The 16,687-nt window shown below is 56.6% G+C and carries 20 protein-coding genes; 15 read left to right on the forward strand and 5 right to left on the reverse strand.

Going from position 1 to position 16,687, the window contains the following annotated elements; all coding sequences use genetic code 11:
* Positions 1-11: 11 nt before the first annotated feature.
* Positions 12-377, reverse strand: coding sequence for a TraR/DksA family transcriptional regulator (locus QMG27_RS00960; protein WP_281812236.1), 366 nt, complete (start codon positions 375-377; stop codon positions 12-14).
* A gap of 166 nt (positions 378-543) precedes the next feature.
* On the opposite strand from QMG27_RS00960, the gene QMG27_RS00965 reads away from it, so the two are divergent.
* The 7 genes from QMG27_RS00965 (at position 544) to QMG27_RS00995 (ending at position 6,830) form a co-directional block, all read left to right on the forward strand.
* Positions 544-903 (forward strand): DUF2946 family protein, encoded by a 360-nt coding sequence (locus QMG27_RS00965; RefSeq protein ID WP_281812238.1) that lies wholly within the window; start codon positions 544-546, stop codon positions 901-903.
* A gap of 109 nt (positions 904-1,012) precedes the next feature.
* Complete coding sequence (locus tag QMG27_RS00970) at positions 1,013-1,561, forward strand: Crp/Fnr family transcriptional regulator (protein ID WP_281812240.1); 549 nt, start codon at positions 1,013-1,015, stop codon at positions 1,559-1,561.
* A 23-nt stretch (positions 1,562-1,584) separates the two neighbouring features.
* Positions 1,585-3,732, forward strand: coding sequence for a TonB-dependent receptor (locus QMG27_RS00975; RefSeq protein ID WP_281812242.1), 2,148 nt, complete (start codon positions 1,585-1,587; stop codon positions 3,730-3,732).
* A gap of 23 nt (positions 3,733-3,755) precedes the next feature.
* Positions 3,756-4,301 carry a YcnI family protein gene (locus QMG27_RS00980; RefSeq protein ID WP_281812244.1) on the forward strand — a complete coding sequence of 182 codons (546 nt, stop codon included), beginning with the start codon at positions 3,756-3,758 and terminating at the stop codon, positions 4,299-4,301.
* Positions 4,302-4,318: 17 nt separating this feature from the next.
* Positions 4,319-4,828 (forward strand): copper chaperone PCu(A)C, encoded by a 510-nt coding sequence (locus tag QMG27_RS00985; RefSeq protein WP_281812246.1) that lies wholly within the window; start codon positions 4,319-4,321, stop codon positions 4,826-4,828.
* A gap of 62 nt (positions 4,829-4,890) precedes the next feature.
* Positions 4,891-5,553 carry a PhaM family polyhydroxyalkanoate granule multifunctional regulatory protein gene (locus QMG27_RS00990; RefSeq protein ID WP_281812247.1) on the forward strand — a complete coding sequence of 221 codons (663 nt, stop codon included), beginning with the start codon at positions 4,891-4,893 and terminating at the stop codon, positions 5,551-5,553.
* On the forward strand, positions 5,550-6,830 hold the full coding sequence (locus tag QMG27_RS00995) for an FIST N-terminal domain-containing protein (RefSeq protein ID WP_281812249.1): 1,281 nt from the start codon (positions 5,550-5,552) through the stop codon (positions 6,828-6,830). The genes QMG27_RS00990 and QMG27_RS00995 overlap by 4 nt, the downstream gene beginning before the upstream one ends.
* A 17-nt stretch (positions 6,831-6,847) precedes the next feature.
* Here QMG27_RS00995 and tgt read toward each other — a convergent pair whose 3' ends face one another.
* Both tgt and queA read right to left on the reverse strand, forming a co-directional pair.
* A complete protein-coding gene (gene tgt / locus QMG27_RS01000; RefSeq protein ID WP_281812251.1) occupies positions 6,848-8,014 on the reverse strand; it encodes a tRNA guanosine(34) transglycosylase Tgt in 1,167 nt (388 codons plus the stop codon).
* 11 nt (positions 8,015-8,025) lie between these two features.
* Positions 8,026-9,111: a tRNA preQ1(34) S-adenosylmethionine ribosyltransferase-isomerase QueA gene (gene queA, locus QMG27_RS01005; protein WP_281812253.1), complete on the reverse strand. Its 1,086-nt coding sequence runs from the start codon at positions 9,109-9,111 to the stop codon at positions 8,026-8,028.
* A 103-nt stretch (positions 9,112-9,214) separates the two neighbouring features.
* Between queA and recG the strand changes: the two genes are divergently transcribed.
* Genes recG through QMG27_RS01020 form a run of 3 tightly spaced genes read left to right on the forward strand, consistent with a single transcriptional unit; the run spans position 9,215 to position 13,278 of the window.
* Entirely contained in the window at positions 9,215-11,395 is a 2,181-nt protein-coding gene (gene recG, locus QMG27_RS01010) for an ATP-dependent DNA helicase RecG (protein ID WP_281812255.1), read from the forward strand.
* Between the two features lie 3 nt (positions 11,396-11,398).
* Entirely contained in the window at positions 11,399-12,364 is a 966-nt protein-coding gene (locus QMG27_RS01015) for a LysR substrate-binding domain-containing protein (RefSeq protein WP_281812257.1), read from the forward strand.
* A gap of 11 nt (positions 12,365-12,375) precedes the next feature.
* Complete coding sequence (locus tag QMG27_RS01020; RefSeq protein WP_281812259.1) at positions 12,376-13,278, forward strand: UbiA family prenyltransferase; 903 nt, start codon at positions 12,376-12,378, stop codon at positions 13,276-13,278.
* An 82-nt stretch (positions 13,279-13,360) separates the two neighbouring features.
* On the opposite strand, the gene QMG27_RS01025 is transcribed toward QMG27_RS01020, so the two are convergent.
* Together QMG27_RS01025 and proC are read right to left on the reverse strand one after the other, a co-directional pair.
* Entirely contained in the window at positions 13,361-13,594 is a 234-nt protein-coding gene (locus QMG27_RS01025; RefSeq protein WP_281812261.1) for a hypothetical protein, read from the reverse strand.
* Between the two features lie 54 nt (positions 13,595-13,648).
* Positions 13,649-14,479 carry a pyrroline-5-carboxylate reductase gene (gene proC / locus QMG27_RS01030; protein WP_281812263.1) on the reverse strand — a complete coding sequence of 277 codons (831 nt, stop codon included), beginning with the start codon at positions 14,477-14,479 and terminating at the stop codon, positions 13,649-13,651.
* Between the two features lie 219 nt (positions 14,480-14,698).
* On the opposite strand from proC, the gene rplN reads away from it, so the two are divergent.
* From rplN to rpsH, 5 genes are read left to right on the forward strand one after another with little or no spacing between them, the layout of a single operon-like run.
* Positions 14,699-15,067, forward strand: coding sequence for a 50S ribosomal protein L14 (gene rplN / locus QMG27_RS01035; protein WP_281812265.1), 369 nt, complete (start codon positions 14,699-14,701; stop codon positions 15,065-15,067).
* A gap of 9 nt (positions 15,068-15,076) precedes the next feature.
* Entirely contained in the window at positions 15,077-15,397 is a 321-nt protein-coding gene (gene rplX, locus QMG27_RS01040; RefSeq protein WP_281812267.1) for a 50S ribosomal protein L24, read from the forward strand.
* Positions 15,398-15,399: 2 nt separating this feature from the next.
* Positions 15,400-15,954, forward strand: coding sequence for a 50S ribosomal protein L5 (rplE, locus tag QMG27_RS01045; protein WP_281812269.1), 555 nt, complete (start codon positions 15,400-15,402; stop codon positions 15,952-15,954).
* Positions 15,947-16,252: a 30S ribosomal protein S14 gene (gene rpsN / locus QMG27_RS01050; RefSeq protein WP_281812271.1), complete on the forward strand. Its 306-nt coding sequence runs from the start codon at positions 15,947-15,949 to the stop codon at positions 16,250-16,252. The genes rplE and rpsN overlap by 8 nt, the downstream gene beginning before the upstream one ends.
* 17 nt (positions 16,253-16,269) lie before the next feature.
* On the forward strand, positions 16,270-16,665 hold the full coding sequence (rpsH, locus tag QMG27_RS01055) for a 30S ribosomal protein S8 (protein ID WP_281812273.1): 396 nt from the start codon (positions 16,270-16,272) through the stop codon (positions 16,663-16,665).
* Positions 16,666-16,687: the final 22 nt, after the last annotated feature.

The following is a 16,687-nucleotide window of genomic DNA, read 5'->3' on the forward strand; positions in this document are numbered from 1 at the left end:
CTCTTTCTCTCTTAGTGGTGGTTGTGTTCGGTCTTTTCTTGGCAGCCAATGCAACGGGCTGCTTCGGGCGCTGCGTTCAGGCGTGCTTCGGGAATCGTGGCATCGCAGTCAACGCAGTGGCCGTATGTGCCCGCGCTCAAACGGGCCAAGGCCTCGTCGATGGCGGCCAACTCGGCAGTTTCGTGCTCGTTGATGGCGAACTCCAAATCGCGGGCTGTGTTCACCTGCGCATCTGAGTCTTCACTATGAGCAAAGTGCTCAGCAGCCACTTCGGCACGACTGGCTTTGCCGCCGCGTTGCTCGGCAATTTGTGCCAACAAATTGGCGCGTTGTGTTTCAAGCTTTTGCTTGAAGGCGGTGGCATGTTGTGCGTCCATGTTGTGCTCCTTGTTCTGTTGAATAAATCATGCGCTACTTAGAAGATGCATTGTTTGATACGGGTCAACCTCGCGTTCAATCAAGCAGCGTCAGTGACAAACATTGAGCTATGTCAGTGTTTACGCGAACAAGTTGCTGCGCGGTTTCGTCGATAGAATTTCAGACATGCAAACGCTACGCAACACGGTCCAAATCGCCCGCTTCATGCTGGTCTGGTTTGTGTTGTCTATTGGTGTTGCTGTGGCCTCGCCTGCCGTCAACCCCAAAACCATGGAGTTGGTTTGCTCGGCCTCTGGCGCTGCCAAGCTCGTGGTGCAAGGCGAGGACGACAGCGCTTCGGCTTCTAGCCACCTACTCGATTGCCCCTTGTGTGCTGCTGTTGGTGCGCCGCCTGTGGCGATCAAAACAGATTTGAGCCAGCCTTCTCCCCTTTCGCATGTGATGCAGCCTGTAGAAGCTGCACGCATCGCTTCGGCCACTGCGCCACCTCTGCCCTCTCGCGGGCCTCCTTCCTTCGTTCGTTAATCACTGCTGAGGCTTGACCTTGGCTGTTCGCCCTTGCTTGGCGCAAGGACTGTTTGTGTCGCATGCCGTTGGCAGCTGGCGCATGGTTTGATGTTTCAGAGGTTGAGAGATGCAAAACTCACTCAAATTAAGTCGAGGAAAACTGCTCGCGCATGCGGGCGAGTTGGGGGCCTTGTGGCGCATCCAAGAGGGTGTGTTGCGGGTCGAGCAAGTGAGCCATGACGACACCATCTTGGTTCAGCTTGCTTTCCCAGGCGATTTGGTCGGCGTGGAGTCGGTGTGCGCCGAAGCCTACGCTTACACCCTGAGTGCCTTAACGGCTTGCGAATTGGTTGCATTGCCCGTTGACACGGACTTTGCCCGCTATTCGGCGGTGGCCCAGGGCTTTATGCAACAGCAAGAACGCACACGCGACATGATGCGGTTGCGCACAGGCTCGGTTCATGAGCGCTTGGCGTATTTTTTAAAACTCTTATCGCGTAACGCCGATGGCTCTACCCGAGCGCTAGAGCGAAGCGACATGCCCACACACAAGCAAGTGGCCAACATCATTGGTACGGCTCCTGAAACTGTGTGCCGTGAACTCAATGCATTTTTGCCTGCCCGGGTGTATCCACGATCGGCACGGCAATTTTTGAATGTGGCCACTTCCGTTTGAAGTGGTTCAAAAGAAAGAAAAAGATGAAGCAAAAAAAATTCTTGTTATCTCCAATCATGACAGCTGCTGCATTGATGTGTGCCACCGGTGCGTGGGCGCAAAGCGCGGCATTGCCGAGAGTGGCAACCATTGAAGTGATAGGCCAAGCTGAGTCCATGACTCAAAGTTCAATACAAGCCGCCCAAGAGAAAGTCAAAGCCATTCCAGGCGGCGCCTCGGTGGTGGACTTGAACCAAGTGCGGGAAGGCCGCCAATCGACTTGGAGCGATAGCCTGGGGCTTGCACCTGGTGTGTTCATTCAAGATCGTTTTGGCTCCGAGGAGGCGCGCATTTCCATTCGCGGCTCGGCGCTCAGTCGCACGTATCACAGCTTTGGCACCAAGGTCATGCAAGACGGTGTGCCCATTAACTACGCCGATGGTTTCTTTGACATGCAAACCGTCGATCCCAACGCCTCGCGCTATGTTGAAGTGCTGCGCGGCCCCAACGCCACCACCTATGGCGCGACCACCTTGGGTGGTGCCATCAACTTTGTGGCTCCAACAGGCTACAGCAATGCGGGCAATGTGGTGCGTGCTGAGGCCGGTAGCTTTGGCTACCAAAAAGTGTTTGGCAGTACCGCAGGCGTTGGCAAGGCCGATGTCACCAGTGGCAATGTGTGGGATTACTACGTGGCAGGTTCACATACGCAACAAGATGGCTTTCGTGACCACGCTGAAATGGATAACCAAAAAGTCTTGGGTAACTTTGGCGTGAAGGTGAGCAAGGACATCGAGTCGCGTTTTTATGTGGCTGCCGTGCGCAGTCGCACACAGCTACCGGGGTATCTCACCAAGGGTGAGTTGGATAAAGATCCATCCATGGCTGCGAGCAACGTCAGTGCGGTGACCTCAACGGCGAGTATGGCGGGCAGCAATGCGGCGGGTGTCTATGCCTATCGTGTCGATGCCAACCGACGTCGCGATGTCGATGCCCAACGCGTGGCCAACAAAACCACCGTGCGCGATGGCAATACGGTTTACGAGTTTGCTGCGTACGCCATGAACTACAGCTTGTGGCATCCGATTGACAGCATCATTGAGCAAAACGCTAAAACGTTGGGTGGCCATCTCAAGGTCACACGCATGTTGGATGCACATCAAATCAGTCTGGCGTATTTGCCCAGCGTTGGTTCGACCAGGGGCACAGCCAAAGACACCAATAACCAAGGCGTAGCAACAAGTGCGGCGAAATCGAACTACGACCAGCAGTCTAAGAACGACAGCTTTTTCATTGAAGACAAATACAAATCGTCCGAACGCACGACATGGACTGCTGCTTTGCAATACGACCGTGCCAACCGCAAGGTAAGCGATGTGGTGCTGGCGTCCAACAACTCCGACTACACCTTCAGTCAGTGGAGCCCTCGTGTGGGCGTGACGCACGACTTGAGCGCATCGCAACAGGTGTTTGCCAGCGTGAGCCGCAACTTTGAAGCACCAATTTTTGGTTTGACAGGCTCCACCACCACGGCCAATAAAGCACAGACGGGTGTCACGGTTGAGTTTGGTACACGTGGCGAGGTCCGAGATGGTGCACATCAATATGGATGGGATGCCACCTACTACCACGCCAGTTTGGAAAACGAGTTCTTGTCGGTGTGTGCCAACAATGCGTGCACATCCTCAACCACCACCAATATCCCCAAGTCATTGCACCAAGGTGTTGAGCTGGGTTTGAGCCACTTGTATGACCGCAAGGTAGACACGCGTTTGGCATTGCTCTACAGCGATTTCAAATTTGTGAACAACCCCACCACGGGTAACAACGCGCTGCCGGGATTCCCCCCGATCATCGTGCGCGGTGAGGTGTTGTACCGCTTTGGCCCCGAGGTCAATGGCAAACCCAACACCTATGTGGGGCCGAAGTTTGAATGGGTGCCGCGCAAAGCGCCGATGGACAACGCCAATACTGTTTACAACGATGCCTACGCCTTGTTGGGCTTCAAGGCGGGTCAAGCGATTGACAAAAAATGGTCTTGGTTCATGGATGCGCGCAACTTGACCAACAAGAAATACGCTGCCACCACCAACATCGCCGCCAACTACACCACGGCGCCAGGCGATGGACGTCGCTACTACCCAGGTGATGGTCGTTCGGTTTATGTTGGCCTCGAAGCCAAGTTTGATTAATTCAGAAAGGAGAGCAACCAGTGATGAAACCTATTTTTTCTGCGCTCGTTTGTGCCCTAGGTTGGTTGGCAATGGTCAACCCTGCATGGGCGCACATTGTTTTGGCGGAGCCGCAAGCCATCGCCGGCAGTTACTACAAAGCCACTTTGCGCGTGGGTCATGGCTGCAATGGTGCTTCTACCAACGGCCTTGTGGTGCAAGTGCCCGCTGGTTTTCAGGGGGCCAAACCACAACCCAAAGCAGGTTGGAGCCTTGCAACGCGCAAGGCCCGCTTGGCTAAGCCCTACAACAGCCACGGTAAAACTGTGACCGAAGATGTGGTCGAGCTGCGTTGGACGGCTACCAGCAAAGAGGCCGCATTGCTGGATGAGCACTTTGATGAATTCGCTTTCATGGGGCGTGTGCCCGACGCTGCTGGCCCGTTGTGGATCAAGGTGTTGCAAACCTGCGAGAACGGTCAAAATGATTGGTCAGAAATTCCTAGCCAAGGCACATCGACGCGTGGTTTGAAACTTCCTGCGGCTTTGCTTGATGTGCAACCCGCCCACACACATGAACACCATCACTGAATTCAAAGGAGACTTCTATGCAATTGTCTAAACATTTCATCGCCGCCGCATTGGCCTCAGCCTGCACCTTGAGCGTGTATGCCCAAAACGTGACTGTCACCGATGCATGGGCGCGCGCCACCGTGCAGGGCCAAAAAGCCACTGGCGCATTCATGAAAATCACCGCCAAAGAAAACACCAAGCTTATCGCCGCCAACAGCTCGGCAGCAGGTGTGGTGGAGATCCATGAAATGAAGATGGACAAGGATGTGATGAAGATGTCCGCGTTGCCTAACGGCCTAGACTTACCAGCCGGCAAAGCGGTCGAGCTCAAGCCGGGTGGCTACCACGTCATGTTGATGGACCTCAAAGCGCCATTGGCCAAAGACACCACTCTGCCGATGACGTTGACTTTCCAAAACGCCAAAGGCGTCAAGTCAACGCAAGAGATCAAGGTGTTGGTGGGCATGCAACCGCCCGCCATGCCCAGCCATGACCACGGCACGCACAACCATGGCGAACACCAACACGGCGAACACAAGCACTGAGCTGTCAGTGAGGTGGGGGTTGGGTTTTGGTTTAATGCGAGCTATACCAACAGGAGACACCCATGACCAACCCCGCCGGTTTTGATTTCACCAAGTTCGTTCCAGGCTTTGACTTTTTAAAAAATCTCACACCCGGAGGTGGTGGCGCTGCATCGTCAGCTGCGCCTGGTTGGGTGGCGCCCACGCTGGACCCTGAAGAGCTGGATAAACGCATTCAAGAGCTCAAGACCGTGCAATTTTGGTTAGAGCAAAACACCAAGGCCGTCGCAGCCACGATTCAAGCCCTTGAGGTGCAACGCATGACGCTGAACACCTTGAAGGGCATGAACATGAGCTTCTCCGATTTGGCTGAATCGCTCAAGGTCAAACCCGAGGGGGCGCAGGACTCGGGCAAGCCCAAGTACACATTCACCCAAGAAGCGGCCAAGCCTGAGTCCGAACCCGTGACCAAAGCAGCCAAGCCCAAAGCGTCTGGCAAATCACGCGCTAAAAAAGCAAGCCATGCTGCAGGTGTGGACCCTTCTCACTGGTGGGGCGCACTGACTGATCAGTTCCAACACATTGCCACCAACGCCATGCACGACATGGCCAACCGCGCGCAGGCGCATGCTGCAACGGCCGCGCCCGCCGCCACAAAAGCTGCGCCGAAAACCGCATCGGCAACGCGTAAAACCACGGCGCGCAAAACAACCGCACGCAAACCAGCCGCCAAGTCGAAACGATGAAACTCTTTCCCTACGGTCACGCCACTCACCCCAAGTGGGAGATGGCCGCAGGTTTGGTGCTGGCGCAGCTGCGTGCGCACATGGCCCTGCCCGAGTACGCCGAAGCGCCCAAGCTCGGCCTGCTCTACATCACCGACCACTACGCTGCCCACGCGCAAGACATCTTGCTGCACCTGAGTGACGAACTGCCCGAAGTCACCGATTGGGCGGGCACCGTGGGTGTGGGCATTACGGCCAACAACGTGGAGTACTTTGATGAGCCCGCGCTCAGTGTGATGCTGTGTGACATTTCCCCCGAACACTACCGTGTGTTCAGCGGTGTTGCGCCGCTCACGCAAGCGGGCATGGGGGCTGCGCGAGGCAGTCAGTTTGTGCCACACACCGCGCTCTTGCATGCGGATGCGCAAACCCCCGACGTGCCTGAGCTGATTGCTGAGCTAGCGCAACGCACGGCCAGTGGCTATGTGTTCGGTGGCCTATCGGCCAGCCGAACAGATGTGGTGCAGTTTGCTTTCAACGGCGATGGCGCGATGGCAGGGCAAGGCGGTGCCACCGGCGTATTCCATGGAGGACTGAGTGGTGTCGCCTTTGATGCGCAAGTGCCCATGGTGTCGCGCGTGACGCAAGGTTGTTTGCCGGTCGCCAAAACACACACCATCACCAGTGCAGACAAGCATGTGGTGCTCACACTCGATGGCGAACCTGCGCTGCAAGTGCTAGAGCGTGATTTGCAGATTGACATGAAGGACATGCGTCCTGCGGTGGCCAAACTGCGCGCTACGCTGGTCGGTTTGTCTGCAGCGCAGGATTCAGCCGTCAAGCGCACGGGCGAGTTTGACGATGCGGTGTTGGTGCGCCACATCATTGGCGTAGACCCTGCGCGTGAAGCCGTGGCCGTGGCGCAACCGGTGGACGTGGGCATGCGTCTCACGTTTTGCCAGCGCAACGCGGCGGCAGCGCGTGCCGATTTGACGCGCATTTGCGCTGAAATTCGCGAAGCCCTAGAGCCCGAGGAAATGACCGCCGATTTAGCGGGCGCCTTGAGCGATGACGCTCAGATCACTCCTCATCCTGCACGGCGCATGGCTGGGGCGATTTATGTGAGTTGTGCGGGGCGAGGTGGCCCGCATTTTGGTGGCGAGAGTGCCGAGATGCACATCGTTCGCCGAGCCTTGGGCGATGTGCCGCTGGTCGGCTTTTTCGCTGGTGGCGAAATTGCCCATCAAGAGTTGCACGGTTACACCGGCGTGTTGACGGTGTTCACCACCGAGGCTTAACCCGCTCTCTGTTGGCTTTACACCCCGCGCGCGCGGTCTTCTTTGAACTTGGCACGGAATGCCGCAAAGTTGCCAGCATCCAACGCTTCGCGCACTTCGCGCATGAGGTTCAAGTAGTAGTGCAGGTTGTGCACGGTGGTGAGCATGGGGCCAAGCATTTCGCCGCAGCGGTCGAGGTGATGCAAGTACGCACGGCTAAAGCCTCCGCTACTTGTGCCGTCAGGTCGCGTGTGGCCCGCGCAGGCGTAGCAAGTACACGTGGGGTCGAGCGGGCCGTGGTCTGACTTGTGGCGGGCGTTGCGTAACTTCAAATCGCCATAGCGGGTGAAGATGGTGCCGTTGCGTGCATTGCGTGTGGGCATGACGCAGTCAAACATGTCCACGCCATCGGCCACGCCTTGCACCAAGTCTTCGGGCGTGCCCACGCCCATGAGATAGCGCGGCTTGTGCTCGGGCAAACGGTGTGGTGTGTGCGCCATGATCTCCAGCATTTGGTCTTTGGGCTCACCCACGCTCACGCCGCCCACGGCGTAGCCGGGGAAGTCCATCTCCACCAAGGCGTCAAGCGACTCTTGGCGTAGGTTCGTGAACATGCCGCCTTGCACGATGCCAAAGAGGGCGTTGGGGTTTTCAAGGCGGGCAAATTCGTCTTTGCTGCGTTGGGCCCAGCGGCGGCTCATCTCCATGCTCTTGCGGGCTTCGGCTTCGGTGGTGAGGTGGCCGTTGGTTTCGTACGGCGTGCATTCGTCGAGTTGCATGACGATGTCGCTGTTGAGGATGGTTTGAATCTGCATGCTCACCTCGGGCGACATGAAGAGTTTGTCGCCGTTGACGGGCGAGGCAAACGTCACGCCTTCTTCGGTGATTTTGCGCATGGCGCCAAGCGACCACACCTGAAAACCACCGCTGTCGGTGAGGATGGGTTTGTTCCAGCGCTCAAAACCGTGCAAGCCGCCAAAGCTTTGCATGATGTCGAGGCCCGGGCGCATCCACAAATGAAAGGTGTTGCCCAAGATGATTTGCGCACCCATTTCTTCGAGGCTGCGCGGCATCACGCCTTTGACCGTGCCGTAGGTGCCCACGGGCATGAAGATGGGGGTTTGCACCTCGCCGTGGTTGAGCGTGAGCGTGCCGCGACGGGCGTGGCTGGGGGTGTCTTTTTTGAGAACGTCAAACTTCAACATGGTGGGTTCTTTCAAACAGATTTTTTCTCGAGCAGCATGGCGTCGCCGTAGCTGAAGAAACGGTATTGGTGGTCAATGGCGTGGCGGTACAGCGCGTGCATGTGCTCAAAACCTGCAAACGCGCTGACCAACATGAGCAGCGTGCTTTTGGGTAAATGAAAGTTGGTGATGAGCACATCGACCACTTGAAACGCAAAGCCCGGCGTGATGAAGATTTGTGTGTCGCCTTGTGTCTGCCCGCTCTGCGCCCAGCTCTCTAGCGTGCGCACGCTGGTCGTACCCACGGCCACCACGCGGCCGCCGCGCGCGCGGCAGTCGGCAATGGCTTGCACGGTTTCGTGCGGGATGTTGTACCACTCGCTGTGCATGCGGTGCTCGGCCAAGTTCTCTGTCTTGACGGGCTGAAACGTGCCTGCACCTACATGCAGCGTGACGCTGGCTGTGTGCACGCCTTGTGCTTTCAGGGCGTCGAGCACGCCTTGGTCAAAGTGCAGCGCGGCGGTGGGCGCAGCGGCGGCGCCTGGGTGCTTGGCAAACACGGTTTGGTAGCGGCGCTCGTCCTCTGCTTTGTCAGCCTCGGTTTCATGCTGCGGATCGGCTTCGTTTTGATGGCGCTCGATGTAGGGCGGCAGCGGCATGTGGCCATGCTGCTGCATGAGCGTGTGCGGCTCGTCGCTGAACTGAAAGCGAAACAGTTGTCCGTCTTCATTGGGCCAGCGGCCCAACAGCGTTGCGGTGAAGCCGCCGTGGTCAGGCCCACCCGCCATGTGCAGCACGCCACCCACGGGCGGCTTTTTGCTGACCTTCATGTGGGCCACGACTTCATGGTTCGTCAACACGCGCTCGACCAGCAACTCCACTTTGCCGCCCGTGGTCTTCTCCCCGAACAAGCGGGCTTTGACCACTTGCGTGTCGTTGAACACCAATAAGTCGCCCGCTTTGAGCAGCGAAGGCAGGTCTTTGAAGATGCGGTCTTGGGCGGGGAGGCTACGGCCATCGAGCAAGCGCGAGGCGCTGCGTTCGGTGGCGGGGTGTTGGGCGATCAGCGACTCGGGTAGTTCGAAATCAAAGTCACTCAGGCAGTAGGTGTGTGTCATGTGCTTGAGGGCCGGACGGGCCCGTTCCAAGAAAATAGTGGCTCTATTGTCGCATCACCTTTTGTGCAGAGTGCATAGATCTTCGCGAGGGCACAATTGACCCATGCCCGCCTCCAAGTCGCCCGCGAAGCCTACGGCTAAGCCAGAAACCAAACCCTTGTCCGCTCCGCAAAAAGCGTTGCGCAAACTCGGGCTGGACCGCGACATTGATTTGGCCTTGCATCTGCCGCTGCGCTACGAAGACGAGACGCGCATCGTGCGCTTGGCCGACACGCGTGAGGGCGACATGGCGCAAATTGAAGCCACGGTGGTGTCGTGTGAGGTGGCGTACAAACCGCGCCGCCAATTGCTGGTGGTGGTGGACGATGGGTCTGACACCTGCACGTTGCGCTTCTTCAGTTTCTATCCTTCACAACAAAAAGCCCTCGCTGTTGGCAACCGCCTGCGTTTGCGTGGCGAGGTGAAGGGTGGCTTCATGGGACGCACCATGATGCACCCAAGTTTTCACATGGCCGGTGGCGAGTTGCCCCATGCGCTCACGCCGGTGTATCCCACGTCGGCAGGTTTGCCGCAGGTGTATTTGCGCAAGGCGGTGCACAGTGGGCTGGTGCATGCGGCGCGTCATGGCGCATTTGTGGAAACCATTCCGCCTGAGCACATGCCGCGTTCGGCCATGAGTGCTGGCGCAAAGGCTTGGAGCCTTGAGCAGGCGCTGCATTTTTTGCATCACCCCACGCCTGATGTGTCGCTGGCGCAGCTGGAAGACCGCACGCATCCAGCATGGCAACGTTTGAAGGCTGAAGAGTTGCTTGCCCAGCAGCTCTCGCAGCTGCAGTCCAAACGTGCGCGTGATGAGCTGCGTGCACCTGCGTTGGTGCTGAAAAAAGGTGGTTTGCACGAACAGTTGCTGGGCGTGTTGCCGTTTGGCTTAACCGGCGCACAACGCCGCGTGGGCGAAGAAATTGCACAAGACTTGATGCGCCAAGTGCCGATGCACCGCTTGCTGCAAGGTGATGTGGGCTCGGGCAAAACCGTGGTGGCCGCGCTGGCTGCTGCGGTGGCGATGGACGGCGGCTGGCAATGCGCGCTGATGGCACCCACCGAAATTCTGGCCGAGCAACATTTCCGCAAGCTCATTAGTTGGCTAGAGCCGTTGCTCGCCCCGCTGGGCAAACGCGTGGCATGGCTCACGGGCAGCCAAAAGAAAAAAGAACGCACCGAAATGTTGGGCCTCATTGCCAGCGGTGAAGCCGCCTTGGTGGTGGGTACGCATGCGGTGATTCAAGAGCAGGTGCAGTTCAAAAACTTGGCACTCGCCATCATTGATGAGCAGCATCGCTTTGGTGTGGCGCAGCGTTTAGCGCTTCGCGAAAAAATGCATCACATCGCAGAGATTGAGGCCGCGGCATCAACGCAGCTCAGCCCCGATGTGCAAGAGCCGCACATGCTGATGATGAGCGCCACGCCCATCCCGCGCACCTTGGCCATGAGCTATTACGCCGATCTCGATGTCTCGACGCTGGATGAGCTGCCACCCGGTCGCACACCCGTGGTGACCAAGGTGGTGTCAGATGCGCGGCGCGATGAGTTGATTGAGCGCATACGTCATCAGCTCGATGAAGGGCGTCAGGTGTATTGGGTGTGTCCGTTGATTGAAGAGAGCGAAGCGCTCGACTTAACCAACGCCACCGAAACGCACGCCTTGCTGACCGAAGCACTGAACCCGCCAGGGAGCAAGCCTGTGCTTGTGGGCTTGTTGCATTCGCGCATGCCGCCTGCCGAGAAAAAGGCAGTGATGGCTCAGTTTGAAAGCGGCGCCATGGGTGTGTTGGTCAGCACCACCGTGATTGAGGTGGGCGTGGATGTGCCCAATGCCTCGCTGATGGTGATTGAACATGCTGAGCGCTTTGGTTTGAGCCAGTTGCACCAGCTGCGTGGTCGGGTAGGGCGCGGTGCTGCCGCCTCAGCGTGTGTGCTGATGTACAGCACAGGTGATGGCGGGCGTGTGAGCGAAACAGCGCGTGAGCGCTTGCGTGCAATGGCTGAAACCAATGATGGTTTTGAAATCGCACGACGCGATTTAGAGATTCGTGGCCCCGGTGAGTTTTTGGGCGCACGCCAATCGGGTGCGGCGTTGCTGCGCTTTGCAGATTTGGCCGAGGACGGTGAACTGTTGCAATGGGCCAGAGAGTTAGCCCCGCTGATGTTGGATAAATACCCTGAGTTGGCTGAGCGACATGTGAGCCGCTGGTTAGGTGGAAAATCGGATTTCTTGAAGGCTTAAAACATGACCCTCACTGAACTCAAATACATCGTGGCCGTTGCGCGTGAAAAGCACTTTGGCCGTGCGGCGGATGCCTGTTTTGTGTCGCAGCCCACGCTGTCGGTTTCGATCAAAAAGTTGGAAGAAGAGCTCGATGTCAAGTTGTTTGAGCGCAGCGCTAACGAAGTGGCGGTGACACCCCTGGGTGAGGAAATCATCCGTCAAGCGCAAAGCGTGTTGGAGCAAGCGGCCAATATCAAAGAAATTGCCAAGCGCGGCAAAGACCCGCTGGCTGGACCGTTGAAGCTGGGCGTGATTTACACCATTGGCCCTTATCTGCTGCCGAGTCTGGTGCGTCAAGCGATTTCTAAAACACCACAAATGCCGCTGATGCTGCAAGAAAACTTCACGGTGCGTTTGCTTGAAATGTTGCGCACGGGTGAGATTGATTGCGCCATCTTGGCCGAACCTTTTCCAGACACGGGCTTAGCCACGGCGCCTTTGTATGACGAGCCGTTCATGGCGGCCGTGCCGAGCAATCACGCTTTGTCAACGTTGAAGCAAGTCAGTGCGAACGCGTTGAAGAACGAAACCATGTTGTTGCTGGGCAATGGCCACTGCTTTCGTGACCATGTGTTGGAGGTGTGTCCCGAGTTCGCGCGTTTCTCAAGCAATGCCGAGGGCATTCAAAAGAGCTTTGAAGGTTCATCGTTGGAGACCATCAAGCACATGGTGGCGGCAGGCATGGGCGTGACGTTAGTGCCGCGTTTGAGCGTGCCCAAAGAAGCATTGGACACGCAGACCAAACGCAAAAAAAATGAAGACACGTACGTGCGCTATTTACCCATTGCGGACGACAAAGGTGGCGAGCCGCCGACGCGTCGCGTGGTGTTGGCGTGGCGTCGTAGTTTCACGCGCTACGAGGCGATTGCTGCGTTGCGCAATGCCATTTACGCTTGCGACTTGCCGGGCGTGACCCGTATGTCTTGATAGGTGTGTCGATGCGTGAACGCTTGGCTTTGTATTTAGATTTGATTCGTTGGAACCGACCCGCGGGCTGGTTGTTGTTGCTGTGGCCTTCGCTCTCGGCGTTGTGGGTGGCGGCAAATGGTTGGCCAGGTTGGCATTTGCTGGCGGTGTTTGTGTTGGGCACCATCCTCATGCGCAGTGCCGGTTGCTGCATCAACGATGTGGCCGACCGTGACTTTGACCGGCACGTCAAACGCACGGCTGAACGCCCTGTGACGCGTGGTGCAGTGTCGGTGCGCGAGGCTTTGCTGGTGGGCGCCTTGCTGGCGCTGGCCGCTTTTGGCCTTGTGCTCACGACCAACCCCGCCACCATCGTGTGGTCGTTTGCGGGCTTGGCCGTGACCTTGATCTACCCCTACGCGAAACGCTATGTGTCGATGCCGCAAGCGGTGTTGGGCGTGGCGTTTAGTTTTGGCATTCCCTTGGCGTTTGTGGCGGTGGGCAGTGCCGACCTTGGGTGGCAAGACATCAACCTCCAAACGCTGAGCGATGCTGTGCCGCTACAAGCTTGGGGTCTGATGCTGTTCAATTTATTTTGGGTGTTGGCCTATGACACTGAGTACGCCATGGTCGATCGTGATGACGACCTGCGCATTGGCATGAAGACTTCGGCCATTACCTTGGGACGTCACGACATCTCGGCCATCATGGCGTTTTATGCCGTGTATTTGTGCGGCTGGTATGGGTTGCTAGAGTCCGCACGCTTGAGTTGGCATTGGGACTTGGCGTTGTCTTTGGCTGGTTTGCAAGCGGTGTGGCATTTCCTGCTCATCTTGGATCGCTCGCGCGAAGGGTGTTTCAAGGCGTTTCGCTTGAACCATTGGTTGGGTGCCACGGTGTTTGCGGGTATTGCCTTGGGCTACGCATTGCGCTGATACCTCGGCTGTGTGACCATGAAAAAAGCGCTTGGGCCAATGCCGCAAGCGCTTTTTTGTTGAGAAGAGTCAAACGTGTGGCTTAGTGAGCCTTGGCTTTTTTGGACTTCTTCTTTTTCAGTTTTTTCTTCTTCGCTTTTTTAGCTGCCTTTTTGGAAGCGGCTGAATCTGTGTTGGTGTAAGCAGGTGCGGCGGGCGCAGTCGCTTGTTCAGGTTGCGCTGCAGGGGCGGTTGGCATGGCAGGCGCTTGGGCGGTAGAAGCCAATGGCAAACCCAAGGCTGCGGCGGACAACAAAGAAATCAAAAGTTTGTTCATGGATGCAAATGTTTTAAAAAATCAACGGCGGTATTGTCGCATTACTTGTGGGGATTAACGACCAAATTCATCGCCGAGCTCGTGCGCGCGCTGTTGTGCGGCCTGTAAGGCGACTTGAAACAGAGGGCCCATGTTCGCGTTTTGCATCGATGTGAGGGCCGCATAGGTGGTGCCGCCCTTGGAGGTCACACGTTCGCGCAGCACAGACGGGGGTTCGTTGGCAGACTTGGCCAGTTGCGATGCGCCTTCAAAGGTGCCAATCGCCAGTTGTGTGGCTTGCTCGGCGGTGAGCCCCATCTTGACGCCAGCCTCAACCATGGCTTCTATAAAAAAGAACACATAAGCAGGGCCTGAGCCGGAGATGGCGGTTACCGCATCAAGCAGGGGCTCCTCACTGACCCACAGCAATGCGCCCGTGGTGGTGATAACTTGCTCAATCCACGCCTTGTCGGCAGCCGTGACAGCGTCGCGGGCAAACAGGCCTGTTTGCCCCAAGCCAACAAGTGCGGGTGTGTTGGGCATGGCTCGAACCACGCGCTCGGTGCCCAACCATTGGGCAATGCTGTCACTGCGGATGCCGGCTGCGACGCTGAGGTGCAGGGCGTGACCGCAAAAAGAGCGAGTTTGGTCTGCGGCTTCTTTGAATGTTTGGGGTTTGACGGCCCAAATGCACAAGCTAGCTTCAGACAAGGTCTGGTCAGCTACGGCCAGTACGCGTACGCCGAATTGGGCCTGAAGGCGTTGACGCGCTTCTTCAAAGGGCTCAACTACCAAGATGCGGTTAGGGGGCGTGCCTTGCTTGATCAGACCACCAATAATGGCGCTGGCCATATTGCCGCCGCCAATGAATGCAAGGGTTTGAGGGGTGTTGGAGGGTGTAGACATATAAGAATTGTCGGGCAATCTCAAAAGATTTGTAAAAAAAGTTTGACGCGGGCCAAAAAGTTATGGCATAATCTGCGGCTCCGCTAAAAAAAGCGGGGTTTATCTGCCCCAAGTTGAAGCGTTGCGAGTGGTTCGCGATGTGGATGACGGGCCCAAGACTGATCGGTTCTGCGTGCAATGAGAGTTGTGCAAAGACTGGTGCAAGTTGGGAATATTGAAATGATCCAAACTGAATCTCGGTTAGATGTCGCTGACAACACCGGCGCGAAGTCCGTTCTGTGCATTAAGGTGCTCGGCGGTTCAAAGCGTCGCTATGCAAGCGTTGGTGACATCATCAAGGTGAGCGTGAAAGAAGCTGCTCCGCGCGGCCGCGTCAAAAAAGGCGAGGTGTATAGCGCTGTTGTGGTCCGTACTGCCAAAGGCATCCGCCGCGGCGACGGTTCGCTCGTTAAATTCGATGGCAACGCAGCTGTGTTGCTCAATGCAAAGTTGGAGCCTATCGGCACCCGTATCTTCGGCCCAGTGACGCGCGAGTTGCGCACTGAGAAGTTTATGAAGATCGTGTCATTGGCTCCTGAAGTTCTGTAAGGACTCACAATGAACAAGATTCGCAAAGGCGACCAAGTCATCGTCCTTACTGGGCGTGACAAAGGTAAGCGTGGCGTTGTGTCGCTGCGCAAGGATGACAGCCACTTGGTGGTCGATGGCATTAACTTGGTGAAAAAACACACCAAGCCAAACCCAATGGCTGGTACTCAAGGTGGCATCGTTGAAAAAGCAATGCCAATTCATCAGTCCAACGTGGCCATTTTCAATGCTGCCACTGGTAAGGGTGATCGTGTTGGCATCAAGGTTCTGGCAGACGGCAGCAAAGTGCGCGTCTTCAAGTCCAGCGGCGAAGAAATCAAGGCGGCATAACTATGGCACGACTGCAACAACACTACCGTGAAAAAGTGGCTCCTGAGTTGACCGCTAAGTTCGGTTACACATCGCCCATGCAAGTTCCACGTTTGACCAAAATCACGTTGAACATGGGTGTGAGCGAAGCTGTCGCTGACAAAAAAGTCATGGACAACGCCGTGAACGACTTGACCAAAATCGCAGGCCAGAAGCCTGTGGTGACCAAGGCTAAAAAAGCGATCGCGGGTTTCAAAATCCGTGAAGGCCAGCCTATCGGTTGCATGGTGACTTTGCGTGGCGTTCAGATGTATGAATTCCTGGATCGTTTCGTGACCGTGGCTTTGCCTCGCGTGCGTGACTTCCGTGGTATCTCTGCTCGCGCTTTCGATGGCCGTGGTAACTACAACATCGGCGTGAAAGAGCAAATCATTTTCCCTGAGATCGAGTACGACAAGGTTGACGCTTTGCGTGGCTTGAACATCAGCATCACCACAACGGCTAAGACTGACGAAGAGTGCCGCGCACTCTTGGCTGGTTTCCGTTTCCCATTCAAGACAGAGGTGGCACGTGGCTAAACAAGCATTGATCGAGCGCGAGCTCAAGCGTGACCGTTTGGTTGCAAAGTACGCTGCGAAGCACGCTGAGTTGAAGGCAATTGCCAACGACGCCAAGCGTAGCGACGAAGAGCGCGCTGCCGCCCGTTTGGGTTTGCAAAAGTTGCCACGCAACGCCAACCCAACACGTCAACGTAACCGTTGTGCCATCACTGGTCGTCCACGTGGTACGTTCCGCCAATTCGGCCTTGGCCGCGCCAAGATCCGTGAACTCGCCTTCCAAGGCAACATTCCCGGCATCACCAAAGCCAGCTGGTAATAGGCAGGAGATTCAATATGAGCATGAGTGATCCAATCGCCGACTTGCTGACTCGTATCCGCAATGCGCAAATGGTGGCTAAGCCCACTGTGATGGTGCCTTCTTCTAAAGTGAAGATCGCCATTGCGCAAGTGTTGAAAGACGAAGGCTACATCGACGGTTTTCAAATTAAAAAAGACGCTGGCAAGACTGAGCTTGAGATTTCTCTCAAGTACTACGCAGGTCGTCCAGTGATCGAACGCATTGAGCGTGTGAGCCGTCCTGGCTTGCGCGTTTACAAAGGCTGCGGCGCTATCCCCCAAGTCATGAATGGCATGGGCGTGGCAATCGTTACCACACCCAAAGGTGTGATGACTGACCGTAAAGCACGCGCAACCGGTGTCGGTGGCGAAGTGTTGTGCTACGTCGCTTAACCGCAGCCTAAAGGAAAGACTG

The sequence above is a fragment of the Limnohabitans sp. MORI2 genome, from assembly GCF_027925025.1.
Taxonomy (GTDB): Bacteria; Pseudomonadota; Gammaproteobacteria; order Burkholderiales; family Burkholderiaceae_C; genus Limnohabitans.